Source organism: Telluribacter roseus, assembly GCF_017355915.2.
Classification (GTDB): domain Bacteria; phylum Bacteroidota; class Bacteroidia; order Cytophagales; family Spirosomataceae; genus Telluribacter.
The window spans coordinates 78,613-95,618 of sequence record NZ_JAFEUV020000005.1; the positions used below are offsets into that span (position 1 = coordinate 78,613).

14 protein-coding genes are annotated in these 17,006 nt (G+C 50.1%); 10 read left to right on the plus strand and 4 right to left on the minus strand.

The window, feature by feature from the left end; translation table 11 throughout:
* The first annotated feature begins 41 nt into the window (after positions 1-41).
* The 5 genes from cdaA to JTN23_RS11295 all read left to right on the plus strand — a co-directional run bounded on the left by cdaA (position 42) and on the right by JTN23_RS11295 (position 7,579).
* Positions 42-851: a diadenylate cyclase CdaA gene (gene cdaA / locus JTN23_RS11275; protein ID WP_247234928.1), complete on the plus strand. Its 810-nt coding sequence runs from the start codon at positions 42-44 to the stop codon at positions 849-851.
* A gap of 169 nt (positions 852-1,020) precedes the next feature.
* Complete coding sequence (gene rpsT / locus JTN23_RS11280; RefSeq protein WP_247234929.1) at positions 1,021-1,278, plus strand: 30S ribosomal protein S20; 258 nt, start codon at positions 1,021-1,023, stop codon at positions 1,276-1,278.
* 95 nt (positions 1,279-1,373) lie between these two features.
* The gene (locus tag JTN23_RS11285; protein WP_247234930.1) at positions 1,374-4,172 is read left to right on the plus strand and encodes a S9 family peptidase; all 2,799 of its coding nucleotides are present in this window, start codon (positions 1,374-1,376) and stop codon (positions 4,170-4,172) included.
* Positions 4,173-4,317: 145 nt separating this feature from the next.
* Positions 4,318-5,592, plus strand: a complete 1,275-nt coding sequence (locus JTN23_RS11290; protein WP_247234931.1) for a lactonase family protein — start codon at positions 4,318-4,320, stop codon at positions 5,590-5,592.
* A 361-nt stretch (positions 5,593-5,953) separates the two neighbouring features.
* The gene (locus tag JTN23_RS11295) at positions 5,954-7,579 is read left to right on the plus strand and encodes an ABC-F family ATP-binding cassette domain-containing protein (RefSeq protein WP_247234932.1); all 1,626 of its coding nucleotides are present in this window, start codon (positions 5,954-5,956) and stop codon (positions 7,577-7,579) included.
* A gap of 53 nt (positions 7,580-7,632) precedes the next feature.
* On the opposite strand, the gene JTN23_RS11300 is transcribed toward JTN23_RS11295, so the two are convergent.
* The 3 genes from JTN23_RS11300 to JTN23_RS11310 form a co-directional block, all read right to left on the minus strand.
* Positions 7,633-9,033, minus strand: a complete 1,401-nt coding sequence (locus JTN23_RS11300; protein ID WP_247234933.1) for a T9SS type B sorting domain-containing protein — start codon at positions 9,031-9,033, stop codon at positions 7,633-7,635.
* A gap of 154 nt (positions 9,034-9,187) precedes the next feature.
* Positions 9,188-9,823: a gluconate 2-dehydrogenase subunit 3 family protein gene (locus tag JTN23_RS11305; protein WP_247234934.1), complete on the minus strand. Its 636-nt coding sequence runs from the start codon at positions 9,821-9,823 to the stop codon at positions 9,188-9,190.
* A 37-nt stretch (positions 9,824-9,860) separates the two neighbouring features.
* Positions 9,861-11,603: a GMC family oxidoreductase gene (locus JTN23_RS11310; protein ID WP_247234935.1), complete on the minus strand. Its 1,743-nt coding sequence runs from the start codon at positions 11,601-11,603 to the stop codon at positions 9,861-9,863.
* A gap of 397 nt (positions 11,604-12,000) precedes the next feature.
* Between JTN23_RS11310 and JTN23_RS11315 the strand changes: the two genes are divergently transcribed.
* On the plus strand, positions 12,001-12,279 hold the full coding sequence (locus JTN23_RS11315) for a hypothetical protein (protein ID WP_247234936.1): 279 nt from the start codon (positions 12,001-12,003) through the stop codon (positions 12,277-12,279).
* Positions 12,280-12,527: 248 nt separating this feature from the next.
* Positions 12,528-13,484: an L-threonylcarbamoyladenylate synthase gene (locus JTN23_RS11320; RefSeq protein WP_409049447.1), complete on the plus strand. Its 957-nt coding sequence runs from the start codon at positions 12,528-12,530 to the stop codon at positions 13,482-13,484.
* 24 nt (positions 13,485-13,508) lie between these two features.
* Here JTN23_RS11320 and JTN23_RS11325 read toward each other — a convergent pair whose 3' ends face one another.
* Positions 13,509-14,936, minus strand: coding sequence for an ATP-dependent DNA helicase (locus JTN23_RS11325; protein WP_247234938.1), 1,428 nt, complete (start codon positions 14,934-14,936; stop codon positions 13,509-13,511).
* Positions 14,937-15,080: 144 nt separating this feature from the next.
* On the opposite strand from JTN23_RS11325, the gene JTN23_RS11330 reads away from it, so the two are divergent.
* The 3 genes from JTN23_RS11330 to JTN23_RS11340 are packed head-to-tail and all read left to right on the plus strand — an operon-like array spanning position 15,081 to position 17,006.
* Complete coding sequence (locus JTN23_RS11330) at positions 15,081-15,521, plus strand: CBS domain-containing protein (RefSeq protein ID WP_247234939.1); 441 nt, start codon at positions 15,081-15,083, stop codon at positions 15,519-15,521.
* A gap of 60 nt (positions 15,522-15,581) precedes the next feature.
* Entirely contained in the window at positions 15,582-16,079 is a 498-nt protein-coding gene (locus tag JTN23_RS11335) for an NUDIX domain-containing protein (protein ID WP_247234940.1), read from the plus strand.
* An 18-nt stretch (positions 16,080-16,097) separates the two neighbouring features.
* Positions 16,098-17,006, plus strand: coding sequence for a DUF3822 family protein (locus JTN23_RS11340; protein WP_247234941.1), 909 nt, complete (start codon positions 16,098-16,100; stop codon positions 17,004-17,006).

The following is a 17,006-nucleotide window of genomic DNA, read 5'->3' on the forward strand; positions in this document are numbered from 1 at the left end:
AAAAATGATAATTTAGGCCCATAATTAATTTCCACATCACTATGCGCATTGGCTTTCTGTCTGTTCAATGGACCGACCTGCTTGATATACTACTAGTTGCATTCTTACTTTATCAGATTTACGACCTCGTTCGGGGCAGTATTGCCAGCCGGGTATTCCTGGGGTACCTGCTGGTGTATATCTTTTACCTAATTGTCAAAGGGTTGGGGCTGGAGCTGCTGACGGCCATTCTGGAATACTTTATGGGAGTGGGAGCTATTGCTCTGATCGTGATCTTCCAGCAGGAGATCCGGCGCTTTCTGCTGATTATCGGCAAGTCTACGGTATTTTCTAACAACCGACTGCTCGCCAGAGTATTCGGAGCCGCCGAAGCCAGTGTACACACCCAGACCCTGAAAGAAGTAGTAGACGCGAGCCGTAACATTTCGGCTGACTTTAGTGGTGCCCTGATTGTCATCAAGAAGAAAGACGACCTCGAGAAGTTTATCCTGACCGGGGAGCAGCTTGATGCCCGGGTGTCCAAGCCGCTGCTGATCTCCCTATTCAACCAATATAGCGCACTGCACGACGGTGCCGTTATTATCGAGGAGGGGCGGCTTAAGGCGGCACGCTGTGTACTGCCTGTGGCTGATGGCGACGATGTACCGTCGGCACTGGGATTCAGGCACCGGGCTGCCATCGGTATGAGCGAAACAACCGATGCGGCCGTGGTGGTTATATCGGAACAGACCGGACGTATTTCGCTGGCGGTAGAAGGGGAATTGTACAACAACATCCCGCCCTCTGAGCTGGAGATACGACTGAAAGAATATCTGCTGTCAGACACACAGCGTCCGCCCACTAAGAACTAGCCAGGATAAGCCGCTGAGATATAAAGGCCTTAGGAGAGGGGAGGTCAGAGGGGAAGCAGCTGGGGTAAACGTTGAAAATAGAATATAATTGCAATCAAAATTTTGCATTTAAGGTAGATATGCCTATTTTTGCAGACCTTTTCAAGAATAGAAAAACATCATTTTAAAAATGGCAAATCATAAGTCTGCATTAAAGCGTATTCGTGCCAACGAAACCAAGCGTCTGCGTAATCGTTACCAGCACAAAACTACTCGTTCTTATATCAAGAAACTAAAGGGAACTCACGAGAAGGAAGCTGCTTCAGTACTATATAAGACAGTATCTTCTATGCTGGATCGTCTGGCTAAGAAAAACGTGATTCACAAGAATAAGGCTGCTAACCAGAAGTCGAAGCTGGCTAAGTTCGTAAACTCACTAGCTGCTTAATACAAGCACTACCAGATAAAGAAATTTGGACCCCGACGGCTTATTGCTGTCGGGGTTTACTGTTTTATTCATTCACCAACCCAAAGACCAATACCATGAGAGTTGTTTACCTGCTTGTGCTACTCCTGCTCGGCTCGGCTGTGGAGGCACAAGTTGCGAAGCGAAGTTTAACCCACGCTGACTATGACCACTGGAAAACCGTACAGCGGAGTCAGTTATCCCAAAAAGGAAACTGGGTATCCTACGAGATAAACCCCCAGGAAGGTGACGGTGTACTCGTTGTAGAGTCGCCGCGACAAAACCGTAAGTATAGGATTGAAAGAGGCCATTCGGCTCAATTCTCCCCGGATGAAGCCTACCTGATAGCCCGGATCAAGCCTAAGCATGAAGACAATCGTCAGGCGAAAAAGAAGAAACTAAAGGCGGATCTGATGCCTAAGGATAGCCTGCTGGTACTCCGCCTCGACAACGACCAGCGCCGCTACTACCGCCATATCAAGTCGTTTGCCCTGCCCAAAGAAGCAGGTAACTGGCTGGCCGTACTTGTCGACGCCAAAGCACTGACGGCAGCTGATACCACCAAAAAAGCAGCCAAGGCTCCAAAAGGCAAAAAGGCACCCAAGGGCGACCGCCTTACCCTGATGCAGTTGGATGGAACGGGCGCAACCCATTTTGACTTTGTCAGCGAATACCGGATGGCCGAGCGGGGAGGCGCGGTGGTGCTGGCGCGCGAAGCGCTGCATGACTCGTCACAGGTTAGGGGGGTATTTGCTTTCCGGACCGGTAACAAGTCCCTGGTGCAGCTGGATACCAGCTCACGCTTTAAGCAGTACAAGAATCTGGCGGTAAATAAGGCCGGTGATCAGGCTGCCTGGATGGCCTCGGCCGATAGTGCCAATGCCGAAGTAAAGAAGTTTGCCCTGTACTTCCGCCGCTTGCAGGATGCCACTGCACTCCTGGTCGCCGATACTACCACCAAAGCCTATCCGGCGGGATGGTCGGTATCGGAGTACCGCGAGCCGCGCTTTTCGGATGATGGCCGACGGCTGTACTTCGGAACGGCTCCGCTGGCACTGGCTTCGCTGAAAGATACTACCCGATTGGACGAGGAGCTTTCGCGCGTGGATGTATGGAGCTGGACTGACCCTAAGCTACAGCCCATGCAGGCAAAGCAGAAGAAGCAGGAAAGTGAGCGCAGCTTCGTGGCCTTTTATGATATCACCTCCCGCAAAATGGTACAGGCCGGTAGTGCGGAGGTACCTACCGTGGAGGTGGATTACAGGAACAACCATCCTTACCTGCTGGGTACCAGCAACCTGAGCTACCAGCGCATAAGCTCATGGGACCTGGGGCATACCGACTTCTACCTGATCAATACCAATACCGGCACCACTACGCTGATTGCGCAGGATGTGGTGGGACAGGCCGAACTATCGCCTGCTGGTAAGTACGTGACCTGGTTTAGCGAGCGGGATACCGTATGGAAAGCTTACGACATAAAGTCACAGAAGACCATTGAACTAACGCGGGGGCTGCCGGTGGCATTCCAGGACGAGGAGCACGATTCCCCCAGCTTTGCCAGCGCCTACGGTGCCGCCGGCTGGACCAGGGACGACCGGTACTTCTGGGTATATGACCGCTACGATATCTGGCAACTGGATCCTACCCAGAAGGAGAAGCCCAAAGTCATTACAGGAGACTACGGACGTAAGGAAAGAGTAAAGCTGCGCTATGTACATCTTAATGAAGAAAATCCCACCATTCCGGCTGATCAGGAGCTGCTGCTGGCGGGAATCTGGGAAAAGGATAAGCAAACGGGACTGCTGAACTTTAAAGCAAATACGGCACCTGCTCTGATCGTGAAAGAAGCTTTCTACTACCAGCCCAGCTCCATAAGCAAGGCCAAAGAAGAAAAGGTGTACCTGTTTCAGAAAGGAAATTACAATCAGGCCAACGAACTGTACTACGTGGGTAAAGACTGGAAGCAGCCCCAGAAGCTAACCGGCCTGACCGCCCAGATGGATAGTATCCGTTGGGGGAACGTGGAGCTGGTGTCGTGGCTCAGTGCGCAGGGAACCCGGCTGGAAGGTCTGCTCTTCAAGCCCGAAGGCTTTGACCCTGGTAAGAAGTACCCCATGCTGGTGTACTACTACGAGCGTAACGCCGAGACGCTGCACATGCCGCGTAACCCTTCGCCCAGTCGCTCTACCATCAATATACCCTATTGCGTATCGAACGGGTACCTAGTATTTGTGCCGGATATAGTATATAGTGGCGGTACACCCGGCAAGAACGCCTACGATTGCATCGTTACCGGAGTACTGGACCTGATCAATAGGGGCTACGTTGACCGGGAAAGAGTAGGTATTCAGGGGCAAAGCTGGGGCGGGTACCAGACCGCCTACCTCATTACCCAGACCAACATGTTCAAAGCTGCTATGGCCGGGGCTCCGGTAGCCAACATGACCAGTGCCTACGGCGGTATACGCTGGGGTACCGGTATGAGCCGGATGTTCCAGTACGAACAAACCCAGAGCCGCATAGGTGGTACCCTCTGGGAGAAACCCATGTACTACCTGGAGAACTCTCCCCTGTTTTATGCGGACCGAATCCAGACCCCGTTGCTCATGATGCATAACGATGCCGACGGAGCAGTACCCTGGTACCAGGGGATCGAGTTTTTCTCAGCCCTGCGTCGGCTTAACAAGCCGGTTTGGATGCTGGTATACAATGAAGAAGACCATAATCTTACCAAACGGCCTAACATGAAAGACCTGAGCATCCGAATGTATCAGTTCTTTGATTACTACCTCAAAGATGCGCCTCAGCCAGCCTGGATGAAGCAGGGACGAACCGTGCTGGATAAGGAAAGATGGGACATGAAATACGAGTAATTGTTGGTTTTTAAGAGCTTTTTTTGATAGATTGCAATAATGACAGCCTTGTAGTCGTGTAACTAAAGCGACTACAAGGTTTATTTTGAGTGGCTAACGTAGCTTTAATTCTTTACACAATTAACACTAAACCATTCCTGATTGTATGAAAAAAATTGCAATGCTAGCAGGTCTTGTGGCAATGGGAGCCGTCCCGGCAGCTGCTCAGACTTCGCCGATTACTTTTAATGCCCGAGGCATGGTGGCTATATCCGATGCGGATATGGCAGCTTCGGCTTTTATTGATGGTAAACTTCTTCGGGATAACGCCGTAAAAGACAAACTGACCTCGATCAAGTTTCCTTTACAAAGAGGAGGTAAAACCTTCGAAAGTATCATAGTTTCCAATTCAGCACTGACTTATAGCAAGAGTATAGCAGTACCCAAAACAGGAGGCTTAGCCTTTGTTCTGGATGCTCGCGTGAGTCCTTCAGAAGATGTTTCTGAGTACAAAGATGCCATGAAGGAGTTTCCGGAAGGTCAGAAACTCACCGTAGTGGATATCGTCAATCTGGCAGCTCCCAAGCAGAAGTTTGCGTTTGCCGTGGGTAAAAATCCTACTGCCATTGACATCAACAAAAATGAGCTGATGGTAGCTACCAGCGAAGCCGGTAAAGAACTGGTATTCCTGGAAGTAAACGATGACGGAAAACCAACCCGTCTGGCGCACCTGCCGGCTCAGCTTGATAGTGCCCGTATCATTGACCTGTCGTTCCATCCGACCGGAAACTACCTGGCCGTGACCCTGGATCAGACCAAAGAAGTAGGTCTGTACCGTATTGTTCGTGATGGTGGTAAGCTGAAGAACATTGAAATGGTAGGTAAGCCTTTCAAAGCGGGCGATAATCCTGCCACTGGTAAATTCTCTGCTGATGGCAAGCACTACTTTGTACTGGATACCAAAGGCGCGGTAGGCAAAGCCACCGGCGAAGGTGAACTGATGGTTGTTGAGTTCTCACTGGATGGCTCGGCTGAGCATAAGGTAGTTAGCAAAACGCCCGTTGGGCTTAACCCCGGAGCATTCGCGATCAATCCGGAAGGTAATATGATCGTAACGGCTAACGTGGGTAAGAGTGTCCAGCCCTGGACCGAAGCCAACGCAGGTGGAGGTAGCTCACTGACACTGCTGAAAGTAGGCGCTGACGGAGCTATGACCAAAGTAGCCGACTATCCCGTAGAAGGTATCATGCCGCAGAGCATTGCCTTTGATAAGGACGGGTCTAACCTGGCGGTAGCTATCTACGAATACCTCGACTTTGGTGACCGTACCGGTGGTATCGAGTTCTGGAGCGTAAGCAAGGGCGATAGCCCCAAGCTGACCAAGCAGCCTGGCAAAATCAGCGTAGAGCGCGGATGTCACACCATTCGTGTGATTCCCTGATCTGATCAGGATACTTTATATAAAAAGGCCGATGGATCATCCATCGGCCTTTTCTGTTTCATACTGGCAGTACCGCCTTATTAGGTTATAGGTATGTTAAACGATAGCGATTTGTATGCTTTTTGGAGCTGTTGTTGCAGTACTATGCTTCACCGGATATAAGGGAGGATATAACTCATTTACGCTAAGTTTCGGCCTGATACTGAACCTTATTTTAGTGAAAATTGCTACATATAAGGAGTACTTTAGACCCAATTGTATATCATCTTCTTAAAGAAAGGTTTAGGATAGATAAAGGCTTATTTTTTACTCCAGTTTTTAGTAAATTTGCACTTTCATACATTAAAAAATACAACTATACATGATCACGGTTCAGAACGTATCGCTACGGTACGGAAAACGGGTGCTTTTTGATGAAGTAAATATAAAGTTCGTCCCGGGCAACTGCTATGGTGTTATCGGAGCCAATGGGGCGGGTAAGTCTACCTTTTTGAAAATATTATCAGGCGAGATAGAAGCGCAAACGGGCACAATAAGCATGAATCCGGGTGAGCGTCTGGCCGTTTTGAAGCAGGACCAGTACGGGTATGATGAGTATACCGTTATGGATACGGTGATACTGGGGCATGAGAAGCTGTACCGCATCATGAAGGAACGCGAGGCCATTTATGCCAAAGAAGATTTTACCGATGCCGATGGTGAGCGTGCTGCTGAACTGGAAGCTGAATTTGCGGATGTAAACGGCTGGGATGCTGAGAGCGAAGCGGCTCAGTTACTAAGCGGGCTGGGTATCTCCGAAGAGTATCACTACACCATAATGGGTGACCTTAATGCAAACGACAAAGTAAAGGTACTTTTGGCGCAGGCCCTGTTTGGAAATCCTGATGTACTACTCCTGGATGAGCCTACCAACAACCTGGACATCGATACGGTGCTCTGGCTGGAAAACTTCCTGGCCGATTTCAGAAATACAGTAATCGTAGTATCGCACGACCGTCACTTCCTGGATCAGGTGTGTACGCACATTGTGGATATTGATTTCAGTAAGGTACAGATGTACACCGGTAACTATACCTTCTGGTACGAGTCGAGCCAGCTGGCTCTGAAACAGCGCCAGGATGCTAACAAGAAGGCCGAGGATAAGCGTAAGGAACTCGAGGAATTTATCCGTCGATTCAGTGCCAATGCTTCCAAGTCCAAGCAGGCTACGTCACGTCAGAAGTTGCTGGAGAAGATTTCGGTGGATGATATCAAGCCTTCATCGCGGAAGTACCCTTACGTGGCGTTCAAGCCTGAGCGTGAGGTAGGAGACCAGATCCTGCGGGTGGAGGGCCTGTCTAAGAAAGCCGAGGACGGAACGTACCTGTTCAAGAATCTGAGCTTTACCGTAAATAAGGGGGACAAGATTGCTTTCACCGGCCGTAATATGCTGGCGGTAAGTACCCTGTTCGATATCATCATGGGTGAGCAGAAGGCTGACTCAGGTACCTTCACCTGGGGGGTGACCGTAACCAACGCCTATTTCCCGAAAGATCCTACTGAGTTCTTCCAGACTGACCTGAACCTGGTTGACTGGCTGCGTCAGTACTCAACCGAGAAGGACGAGAGCTTTATCCGTGGCTTCCTGGGACGTATGTTGTTCTCAGGCGAAGAATCCCTTAAGAAGGCAACGGTACTGTCAGGAGGTGAAAAAGTACGTTGTATGCTGTCACGCATGATGCTTTCGGGTGCCAACGTGCTGGTAATGGACGACCCTACCAACCACCTCGACCTGGAGTCAATCACGGCGCTTAACAACGGCCTGATTGACTTCTCTGGTAATGTACTATTCTATTCACATGACCACCAGTTCATACAGACCGTAGCAAACCGTATCATCGAGATCGCGCCTAAGGGTATGCTGGATAAACTGATGAATTACGACGAGTTCCTGCAGGATGCTACCGTGAAGGAGCAGCGTCAGGCGCTTTATGGCGTACCTGCCTAAGGTACGGCTGATACATTATCTAGCAGAAAGGGGACCTTGTAAGGTCCCCTTTTTTATTTTATGATCAGTACAGTACCCGTTCTTCGGTAGTCATTCCCTTTGGCATCTCTGATCCGGATCACGTAAGGGTACTGGCCGGGAGGTAGGGGAGTATCCTGACTCTTGCCGTCCCAGGAGTTAGCCGGATTGGTCGAGTGATATATGATAGTCCCCCACTGATTATAAACCGACAGATGGAAGTCGGCAGGTAGTTCGCCCTTGATCTCAAAGTAGTCGTTGACTCCGTCGTTGTTGGGGCTGAATGCTTCCGGAATGTATAAAGTGGATGTACTACAAAAGGAAGTAGGCGTCCTGCGACAGCGGATGGAAGAAGTTATAATGGAAGTGGAGCTTACGATCCGTAGCTGGTAGCAATGTTCCTTACCACAGCTAAGATCTGTGTCATCTACTGTACGGGTTGCTCCCGCTGACGTGACCTCCTTCCAGAGAGCACCATCCTTCATCAGTTCCATTCGCTGATTTGTAGCCGCCTGTCGGGTTTGCCAGGATAGCTGGGTATGCTCCGGTTGTTCGGTAAGATCAAGTACCGCTGTACATACTACTTCGGATTGGTAGGTACCGGCCAAGCAGGCATCGGATGCTTCCAGACGAAAGCAGGTACTTTCTAAAGCATTAGTAACACTCACCTTCACTTGATCTTTCTCCCTCCGCGTCTTTACCCCCGTTGATGCAAAGGTACCATCAGGCCTTTCCAGCATTACCGTCACCTCGGTAGCCAGCGGATTCTCAATTACCAGCTCCGCTTGGGTACTGCTGGCGGTACTTAGCTCCTTGATTAGGGGTGGAGCAATGGGTTGAGAGGGCGAATACTGTAAGAAGGCCATGCTGCCTTTACACATCCCGAGCCGCTGCACTCCCCATGCCGCGATGGTGTAGGAACGGTTGTTGCTGTATCGATGGCTGGTAGTCTTATGCGAGCCGGGTACTTCCGAAATGGTACCATCACCCCAGTCTACCCAGTACGCGTAGTACTGTGAGGGCTGGTTGGCATCGAACAGGACCTGTACCGTACCATCTGTACAGGCGGATAGCCGTACCTTCGGGGACAGGGTATCGTTGACTACTACTTTGGCACATCCAATCAGTTTAACGCCCTCTTTCTCCGACAGTTGTACCAGGGTGTAGGTTCCGGGGCGGGTATAAGTATGGATGGAGTCCGTTTTGAGATTTTCCGGACGCAGGGGGCCTCCCTGGTAGTCGAAGATGGTTCTGACGTTGGTAACGCCCTCCAGGGTAGGTCTGGCTTTTATCTTGCGCGGCAGACACTCCTCTATATCTATGACGGCAGTAGTACCGGTACCGTAGGTGAATAAATCGGGGATAGTACTTGGGCACTGGGCATAGCCGTAGGAGGCTCCCAGTTGCAGGCTGGTCAGGAAAATGAAGATAACCATGAGTAGTCGAATTGACCACTCCCGATGTGTATAGACCCTCCCCGTCACTTGTCTCCAGTTCAATACTAGCTCATCCAGAAATAATAATTGAAAGTAAATAAAAAAGCGGAGAATAATTATTCTCCGCTTCTGATATAAGTAGGATTGGCTTTACCTATGAGTCGTAGCTAACGCCGTACTGCTTCAGAACGTCGGCAGGTACACCTTCCCACTGGTTAGGCGTATTTCCCATGTAGCCGATATCCTTGATACCCATCTGGCTGGTGTAAAAGCCAGTAGCCGTAAAGTTGCGCATCAGGCTAAAGAAAGCTACTCCCTGGCTCATCTCGGGCTTGGCTTTTCCGGGGTAGGCTATATCATCAACCAGTTGAATCTGCTGGGCCTTGGTAGCTCCCGTAAAGGGTTTGTTGAAGCGCTTACGCGACTCCACATCCAGCCAGCGCAGACCTCCGCGCATGGGCGTCTGCCACTGGGGGAGGTCCTTCATCATGAACTCGATAAAGGCAGGTACACCCGCCTGTGAGGCACTACCTGACTTGCTATCAGCCGGAATAATGATATCAGCGAGTACAGTTACCGTAGCCAGCTCCTGAGGAGTAAAAAACTTCTCCTTCATGAGTTTGGCATCCCGGATTGCCTCTTCTTTCTGACGGCCACCGGGTACTTTTATGGGATCGTCAGGAAGCGAGGTTTCCAGCTCTCTTCTTTCAGCCAGTGTCTCCTGAGGATTGAGCCCTACCACGCCCAGCGAGCTGATAGTAAGGGCTTTTAATGAATCTCTACGTTTCATCTTTTATATGATTTAGAATAGCTCAACCAACGTGATATTACAAGTTCTTCTGCTTTACCTGATCGATGATGTAATCGGAGGCACGCATTGACAGGGCCAGGATCGTCCAGGTTGGGTTCTTGTCAGCCTGTGATACAAACGAGCCACCATCCACTACGAACACGTTTTTGGCGTCGTGAGCCTGCGAGAACTTGTTCAGGGCTGATGTCTTGGGATCGTTACCCATTCGTGAGGTACCTACTTCGTGGATAATTCGTCCCGGAGCAGCCAGACCGTAGTTGCTTTCAGGACCCGGTTTGCTGCCTGATAATATTCCACCCATGGCAGTAAGGATTTCCTCGAAAGTATCCTGCATGTGCTTGGCCTGCTTTATTTCGTAGTCAGACCACTTGTAGTTGAAGCGCAGTACCGGGATACCGTATTTGTCTACTACGTTAGGATCGATCTCACAGTAGTTGTCGGCAGACGCCACCGCTTCACCACGGCCCGACATACCTACGTAGGCACCATAGAAACGGCGGTAGTCTTCTTTCAGCGAAGCACCGTAACCACCGGCTGGTTTCATGGTACCATCAGGCATGGGGTACTTACCATTCATGCCTTCGATACCCCAGCCAAATCCGTAGCTGGGCATTCCCATACCACCCCAGTACTCGATGTGGTAACCACGGGGGAAGTCCAGCTTTTTGTTGTCAAGCCACCAGGGCGAGTATACGTGGGCTCCACCTACACCATCTTCGTTGTACCGCTTGCGGTTCATGAGGTTAGGCATGAAGGCGCTGCGTGAGGCACCGGTAGAGTCGTGCAGGTACTTACCAACTACTCCGCTTGAGTTGGCCAGACCATTCTGGTGGTAAGCCGACTTGGAGTTCAGGAGCAGACGGGCTGATTCACCGGCACTGGCCGCCAGGATAACGATTTTAGCCTTAACGGTATGCTCGGTTAGTTTTTCTTTGTCAACGTATGATACACCCGTTGCCTGTCCGGTGGTCGGATCAGTAAGTACCTCCCTGGCCATGGCATTGGTAAAGAGGGTAACGTTACCCGTCTTCAGTGCAGGTATCACCAGTACTGACGAAGAGGAGAAGTCGGCGTAGGCCTGACAACCGCGGCTACACTGGCTACAGTAGAAACACTGTCCCCGTTCGTTATTAATAGCTTTAGTAAGGATAGAAAGACGCGAAGGTATTACAGGTACATTGACCTTCTTGGCGGCATTCTTAATGAACAGCTCGTGCAGACGGGGCTTGGGCGGGGGTAGGAATATTCCATCGGGCTCGTTACGCATATTTTCGATGGAACCGAATACCCCAACCAGCTTATCTACCTGGTCGTAGTAAGGTTTTACGTCGTCATACGTGATAGGCCAGTCTTCTCCCAGGCCATCAATGCTTTTGCGACGGAAGTCATCAGGTCCGAAGCGTAGCGAAATACGCCCCCAGTGGTTGGTACGGCCACCGAGCATACGTGAGCGGAACCAGTCAAACTCGGTTCCGTTTTTACGCGTATAAGGCTCGCCTTCGATTTCCCAGCCACCCCAGGCAGCGTCAAAATCACCGAAGGGACGGGTTGTGCTCGCACCACGACGTGGCGACTCCCAGGGCCATTTGAGCTGTGTGATGTACTTAGGATCGGCCGGGTCGAAGTACCCGCCTGCTTCAAGTAAGGCTACTTTTGCACCTGCCTTCGAAAGCTGGTAGGCGGCCATACCACCTCCCGCGCCGGAGCCAATGATGCATACATCAAAAACAGTTGGCTGTTCTTTTATCTGAAAACTCATAGTGATGGTTTATGAATATAGGATTTGACTTTGAGCAATAAATATAAGTTGCCACATAAGTATATCTACTATTGTGGAAGAGTTTTTTAAAAAATATTAATAAGGTATGGACTGTTCTATCTGAAACTTGCTCCTCCCTTATAAAAGGGGCTGTAATGGCTGTTAATACCGCCTCATCTTCACGCATCGTCATTACTAATCAGGGGAGACTGGATAAGTTATGTGCCTGAAAAGAGCTGAGGAGTTAAATCCCTATGTTGTGATATTTTGCCGCGCTGCAAATTACAAAAAAATGCTTGTATAGTACTAGTTATATAGAGGTATAGGTTTTGTAGCCTCTGCTGCGGGTATTTAAAATGCCCATATACTTATTATTTCACAACAAACCTTTATTACAATGGCAACTAACCAAAACAGCGGAAACCGCGGTGGAAACAGCGGTCAGCAAAACCAATCGGGACAAAGGTCAGGCCAGCAAAATCAAGGCGGTGGACGTCAGGGATCACAAGCCGATCAGAACCAGCGCGGTGGGAGCCAGCAGGGATCAAGAGATCAGGGAATGGACGATGACATGATGAATCGTGACATGATGGAGGACGATGATATGCAGCGGAGAAGTGGTGGATCACACGGCGAAGATCTGGGTACAACAACATCCGACCGGAACTCATACTAGCCTTGGGCTGATATATATCTGATACTAATCTAAAAAAGCTCAGTACACGCTCTAACTGTGTACTGAGCTTTTTTTATTGGAGCATCTATCACTGACAGATAATATACTATACATAGATGTACCCACTACCTCCACTATAAATTCAATTATCACAACGGAGAAGCGACTTCAGTAAGCTGCACTAGTATCTGAGTATAGTAAGAGAAAAGCTTTTACTTACCTTTGTAGCCCAAAATGCTCTGATGACCTTGGCTATCACTGGAAAAGATACTGAATTAGCAAAATCCTATCTGGAAAAGGGGCAGTTAGTTGCCATACCTACCGAAACTGTATACGGACTGGCCGGCAATGCGCTGGACCAGCAGGCGGTACTCTCTATATTTCAGGTAAAGAACCGTCCTTCGTTCGATCCGCTTATTGTTCATATCGATAGTTTCGAGAAGCTGAGCCTGGTGGTAGCTGAAGTACCCGAGCAGGCGCGACTGCTGGCCGAAGCTTTCTGGCCCGGCCCCCTGACGCTGCTGCTACCTAAGCAGCCGGTTATACCTGATCTGGTCACATCGGGGCTGGATACCGTAGCCGTTCGCGTTCCCAATCATCCGCTTACTTTAGAGCTATTACAAAGTCTGGATTTTCCGCTGGCGGCTCCCAGTGCCAATCCGTTTGGGTACATAAGTCCCACGCAGGCGCAGCACGTAGAAGCGCAACTGGGTGATAAAATCCCTTACATACTGAATGGAGGCGAAGCCGGAGTAGGGATTGAATCCACCATAGTTGGATTTCCGGAGGGAAAGCCGCTGGTATATCGTCTGGGAGGATTAGCTGTTGAGGAAATAGAAAAAGTGATCGGCCCGGTACAGTACCTGCCGCACTCTACCTCCAATCCGCAGGCACCGGGTATGCTCAAAAGCCACTACGCGCCCCGTAAGCCGTTCCGGTTGCAGGAGAAAGTAGATCAGGCGGCACCAGTAGCCGATGGACATACGGGCTATCTACTCTTTGACAAGTACCTGGATGGAGTTCCTGAGAAATACCAGCGGGTACTATCCCGGGAAGGTGACCTGCTGCAGGCGGCGCATCACCTGTTTGCGTACCTGCGGGAGCTGGATACCCTGAACGTGCAGGAGATCCGGGCCGAGATGGTACCCGATACCGGATTGGGCAGAGCCATCAATGACCGCCTCCGGAGAGCCGCTGCTCATTAGGTACTATAGCCTGATCGCTTCTACTTACTTAAAGAAGTGCGGGTGAAAGTTCATCAGGAATACTTCGTCAATAGAGCGGGTAATTGCCGTGTACAGCCAGCGGATAAATTCGTTGTTGACCTGCTCTTCGGGTAAGTACCCCTGGTCTATGAATACCGCGCTCCACTGTCCACCCTGTGACTTGTGGCAGGTAAGAGCATACGCAAACTTCACCTGTAGGGCGTTGAGGTAGGGGTCCTTTTTGAGGGCTTCGGTACGGTCTTTCTTCGATTTAATATAGAAGTATTCCTCCATCACACTCTCGTACAGCTGTCGGTTTTCGTCATTGGTAAGCGAAGGGGTAGCCGAGTGGAGGGTGTTCAGGATGATCTTGGCGTCAAAAGAGGGCTGATCTTCGTAGTCAGTAAGGCGAAGCGTGGCATCCGCAAAACGAAAGCCGTGGATCTCCTCAATCTTTTTTATCTTCAGGAGTTCAACAAAATCACCATTGGCAATGAATCCGGCGGGAGAGTCCTCTTCCAGTACCGAGTAGTTATTACGGACTACCATCAGGCGGTCGCCGGCATCCAACTCTTCTTCACTAAAATTGATCGTACGCCGGATATACTGGTTGTACTGTACCGCGGCCTTATTGGAGCGCGTAATCACAATGGTATTCTCGGTGCCGTACTTGTTGTAGGCATAGCGCAGACCTTCCTCCAGTTTATCTCCCGTCATCTTATAGATATCCCGGTAGGTTCTGGTGGTAATATTAATTTCGGGCTTTTGCAGGCGTATCTGATCCCTTAGTCCGGTAGCGTTGTGCAGGATACCCGACTGCTCGTCCTGACGCATTACCTCGGTCAGTTCTTCCTGCATGACCGACATGTAGAAGTTTTTTTCGAGGTAGTCTTTATCAAGCGCGGGGCTGAGGTCTTTACCAACGGGTGGTAGCTGAGCCATATCCCCCACAAACATCATCTTATTACCGGGATTCTCGTAGACGTACTCGATCAGGTCAGCCAGCAGGCTGCGGCTGCCAAAGTCAGCGTCGTCGCTGATCATGGAGGCTTCATCTATGATAAACAGCGTGTACTCGTGGTAATTTTTCTGCCGCTCAAATACAAAGTTGCCCGAGTAGGAGTCGGAGGTTTGCTTGTAGATTTTTTTGTGGATCGTAAGCGCCGGCTTTTTGGAGTAATTAGACATTACCTTGGCCGCCCGCCCGGTAGGAGCCAGCAGTACGGCCTTGTAGCCAAACTTCTTGACTACCTTGATAAGGGTACTTATAATGGTTGTTTTACCGGTTCCAGCGTATCCTTTCAGGATGAAGCAGTCACGGTATCTTTCCAGGCCATCCTCTTCCAGCAGAAAGCCATCCATCTTCTCAAACAGCCGTACCTGACTCTCAGTGGGCTTGAACGGAAACCTTTTAAGGAGATATTGTGAGGGTGTTACTTCTTCAGCTTTCATAACTACGAATCTACTCTAATAGAGTATAAAAAAAAAGCTGTTAAAATAGTTCTGTCTATACTTGCTCCGGGGGCTGGACTTTTACAAATCTATCCGATATATTAGATTCGTCGATTGTCCCCAATCCTAAACCCCGTCAATCTTATGCTCGTACACCAGATCCTCTCCCAGAAGAGAAGCGCCACCATTTGGTCGGTCGCACCCGACACCACCGTGTATGCGGCTCTTGAACTCATGGCCGAAAAAAATATTGGTGCTGTACTGGTACTTGAAGGTAGCAGGCTGGCGGGGATATTCTCGGAGCGTGACTACGCCCGGAAGGGGATTCTGAAAGGTCGGGCCTCGCAGCATACGCTAATCCGGGAGGTGATGACGAGTGAGGTCATAACCGTTGAAACTGAGCAGCGAATCGAGGAGTGTATGCAGATCATGTCGGACCTGCACATCCGCCATTTGCCCGTAACGTACCGGGGCGAGCTGGTCGGAATCATCTCTATCAATGATATTGTAACGGCCATTATCACCGAACAGAGGCACCTGATCCATTCCCTCGAAAACTACATTTCGGGGGGTACTTACCAGTAAAAATACCTGGGGTATCCAACTGTATCTTATTCGTTGGTTATATTTGCACTCCAAAAACGAATGAAATCATTGGATCCCGCAAGAGAGGAAGTTTTCAGACTCTACGGTAATCGTCTCCGTACCAGAGTCTGCGGTATTTGTATCATAGATGACCGCCTGCTGATGGTCAGACATAAAGGTATAGGCCCTACCGATACCTTCTGGTGTCCGCCCGGCGGAGGTATTCAGTTTGGCGAAAATGCACTGGATGCTCTGAGACGGGAGTTTCTGGAAGAGACCGGACTGGTAGTAGAACCCGGTGAGTTACTGTTTGTGAATGAGTTTATGCAGCCTCCGCTGCACGCCATGGAGCTGTTTTTTACGACCCGAATCCTGTCTGGTGATGTGAAGCTGGGGATAGATCCGGAGATGACGGATGGCAACCAGATTATCTATGAAGTAAAGCTCATGACGATGGAGGAGATCAAGTCGTTTCCCCAAAAGGAGGTACATCATATGTTTACGTACTGCAACACGATGGAAGATATCTTCCATCTGAAAGGATATTTAAAACACTAATTTTTAACAATACCCCCATTGGCACTAACCGAAACCATAGCTAAGGAGATACAGCCCACTGTAAAAGTGGCTGATGAGTCGTTTGGAATTAATGATACGCAGCTATGTACACTGAGTATTGAGATTGACGAGCTGAGGTTCCGCTTTTGTGCGGTTCAGGATGACAACAGGCAGTGCCGGTGGCTGGAAGACTACGCGTCAGATACTTTTCTGAATAAGGGCGAACTGCTCGAAAAGCTTAAGCAGATTACCGTCGAGCACCCTTTCCTGGGGGCTGACAGCTGGAAGAGCATCAGCGTTGCCGTCAATACCAACGCCTTTACACTGGTACCCGCTCCGCTTTTCCGGAAGGAGTATGCTGCCGAGTACCTGCACCTGGTACTGGGCCGGACTGTACAGCCCGAAGACCGGGTCATGCACCACTACCTGGCCCAGGTTGATGCCTATAATGTATTTACGATACCGTCGGAGTGGTCGGAGTGGCTGATGGGGCAGTACCCTTTCCAGACCATTGAGTTCTGCCACCTGACCAGTCCTTTGATTACCGGCGCACTGGCCAGCCATAAGGAGTACAACGAGCCCCGTATCCTGTCGGCCTGCTTTGAGGAAGAGTACGTGACGCTGCTGTTTTCCGAAGGCGGAAAGTTACTCTTCTGCAACCGCTTCCGGTACAGCAATGCGCAGGAGCTGACTTACCTTATACTCTTTACCCTGAATCAGCTCAACTACCAACCGGAGAACGTCAAAATGTATCTGTACGGCGAGATTACCCCCTACGCCGATACCTATACCGAGCTGGCGCGTTTTATCCCTCACCTCAATTTCGGGCAGAATCCCGGAGCCCTGCGGTATACCGCTGATTTTGAAGATATACCCGGACACCGTTACTTTGGGCTGCTGAATACCTGCCTGATGCCCCGCCAATAA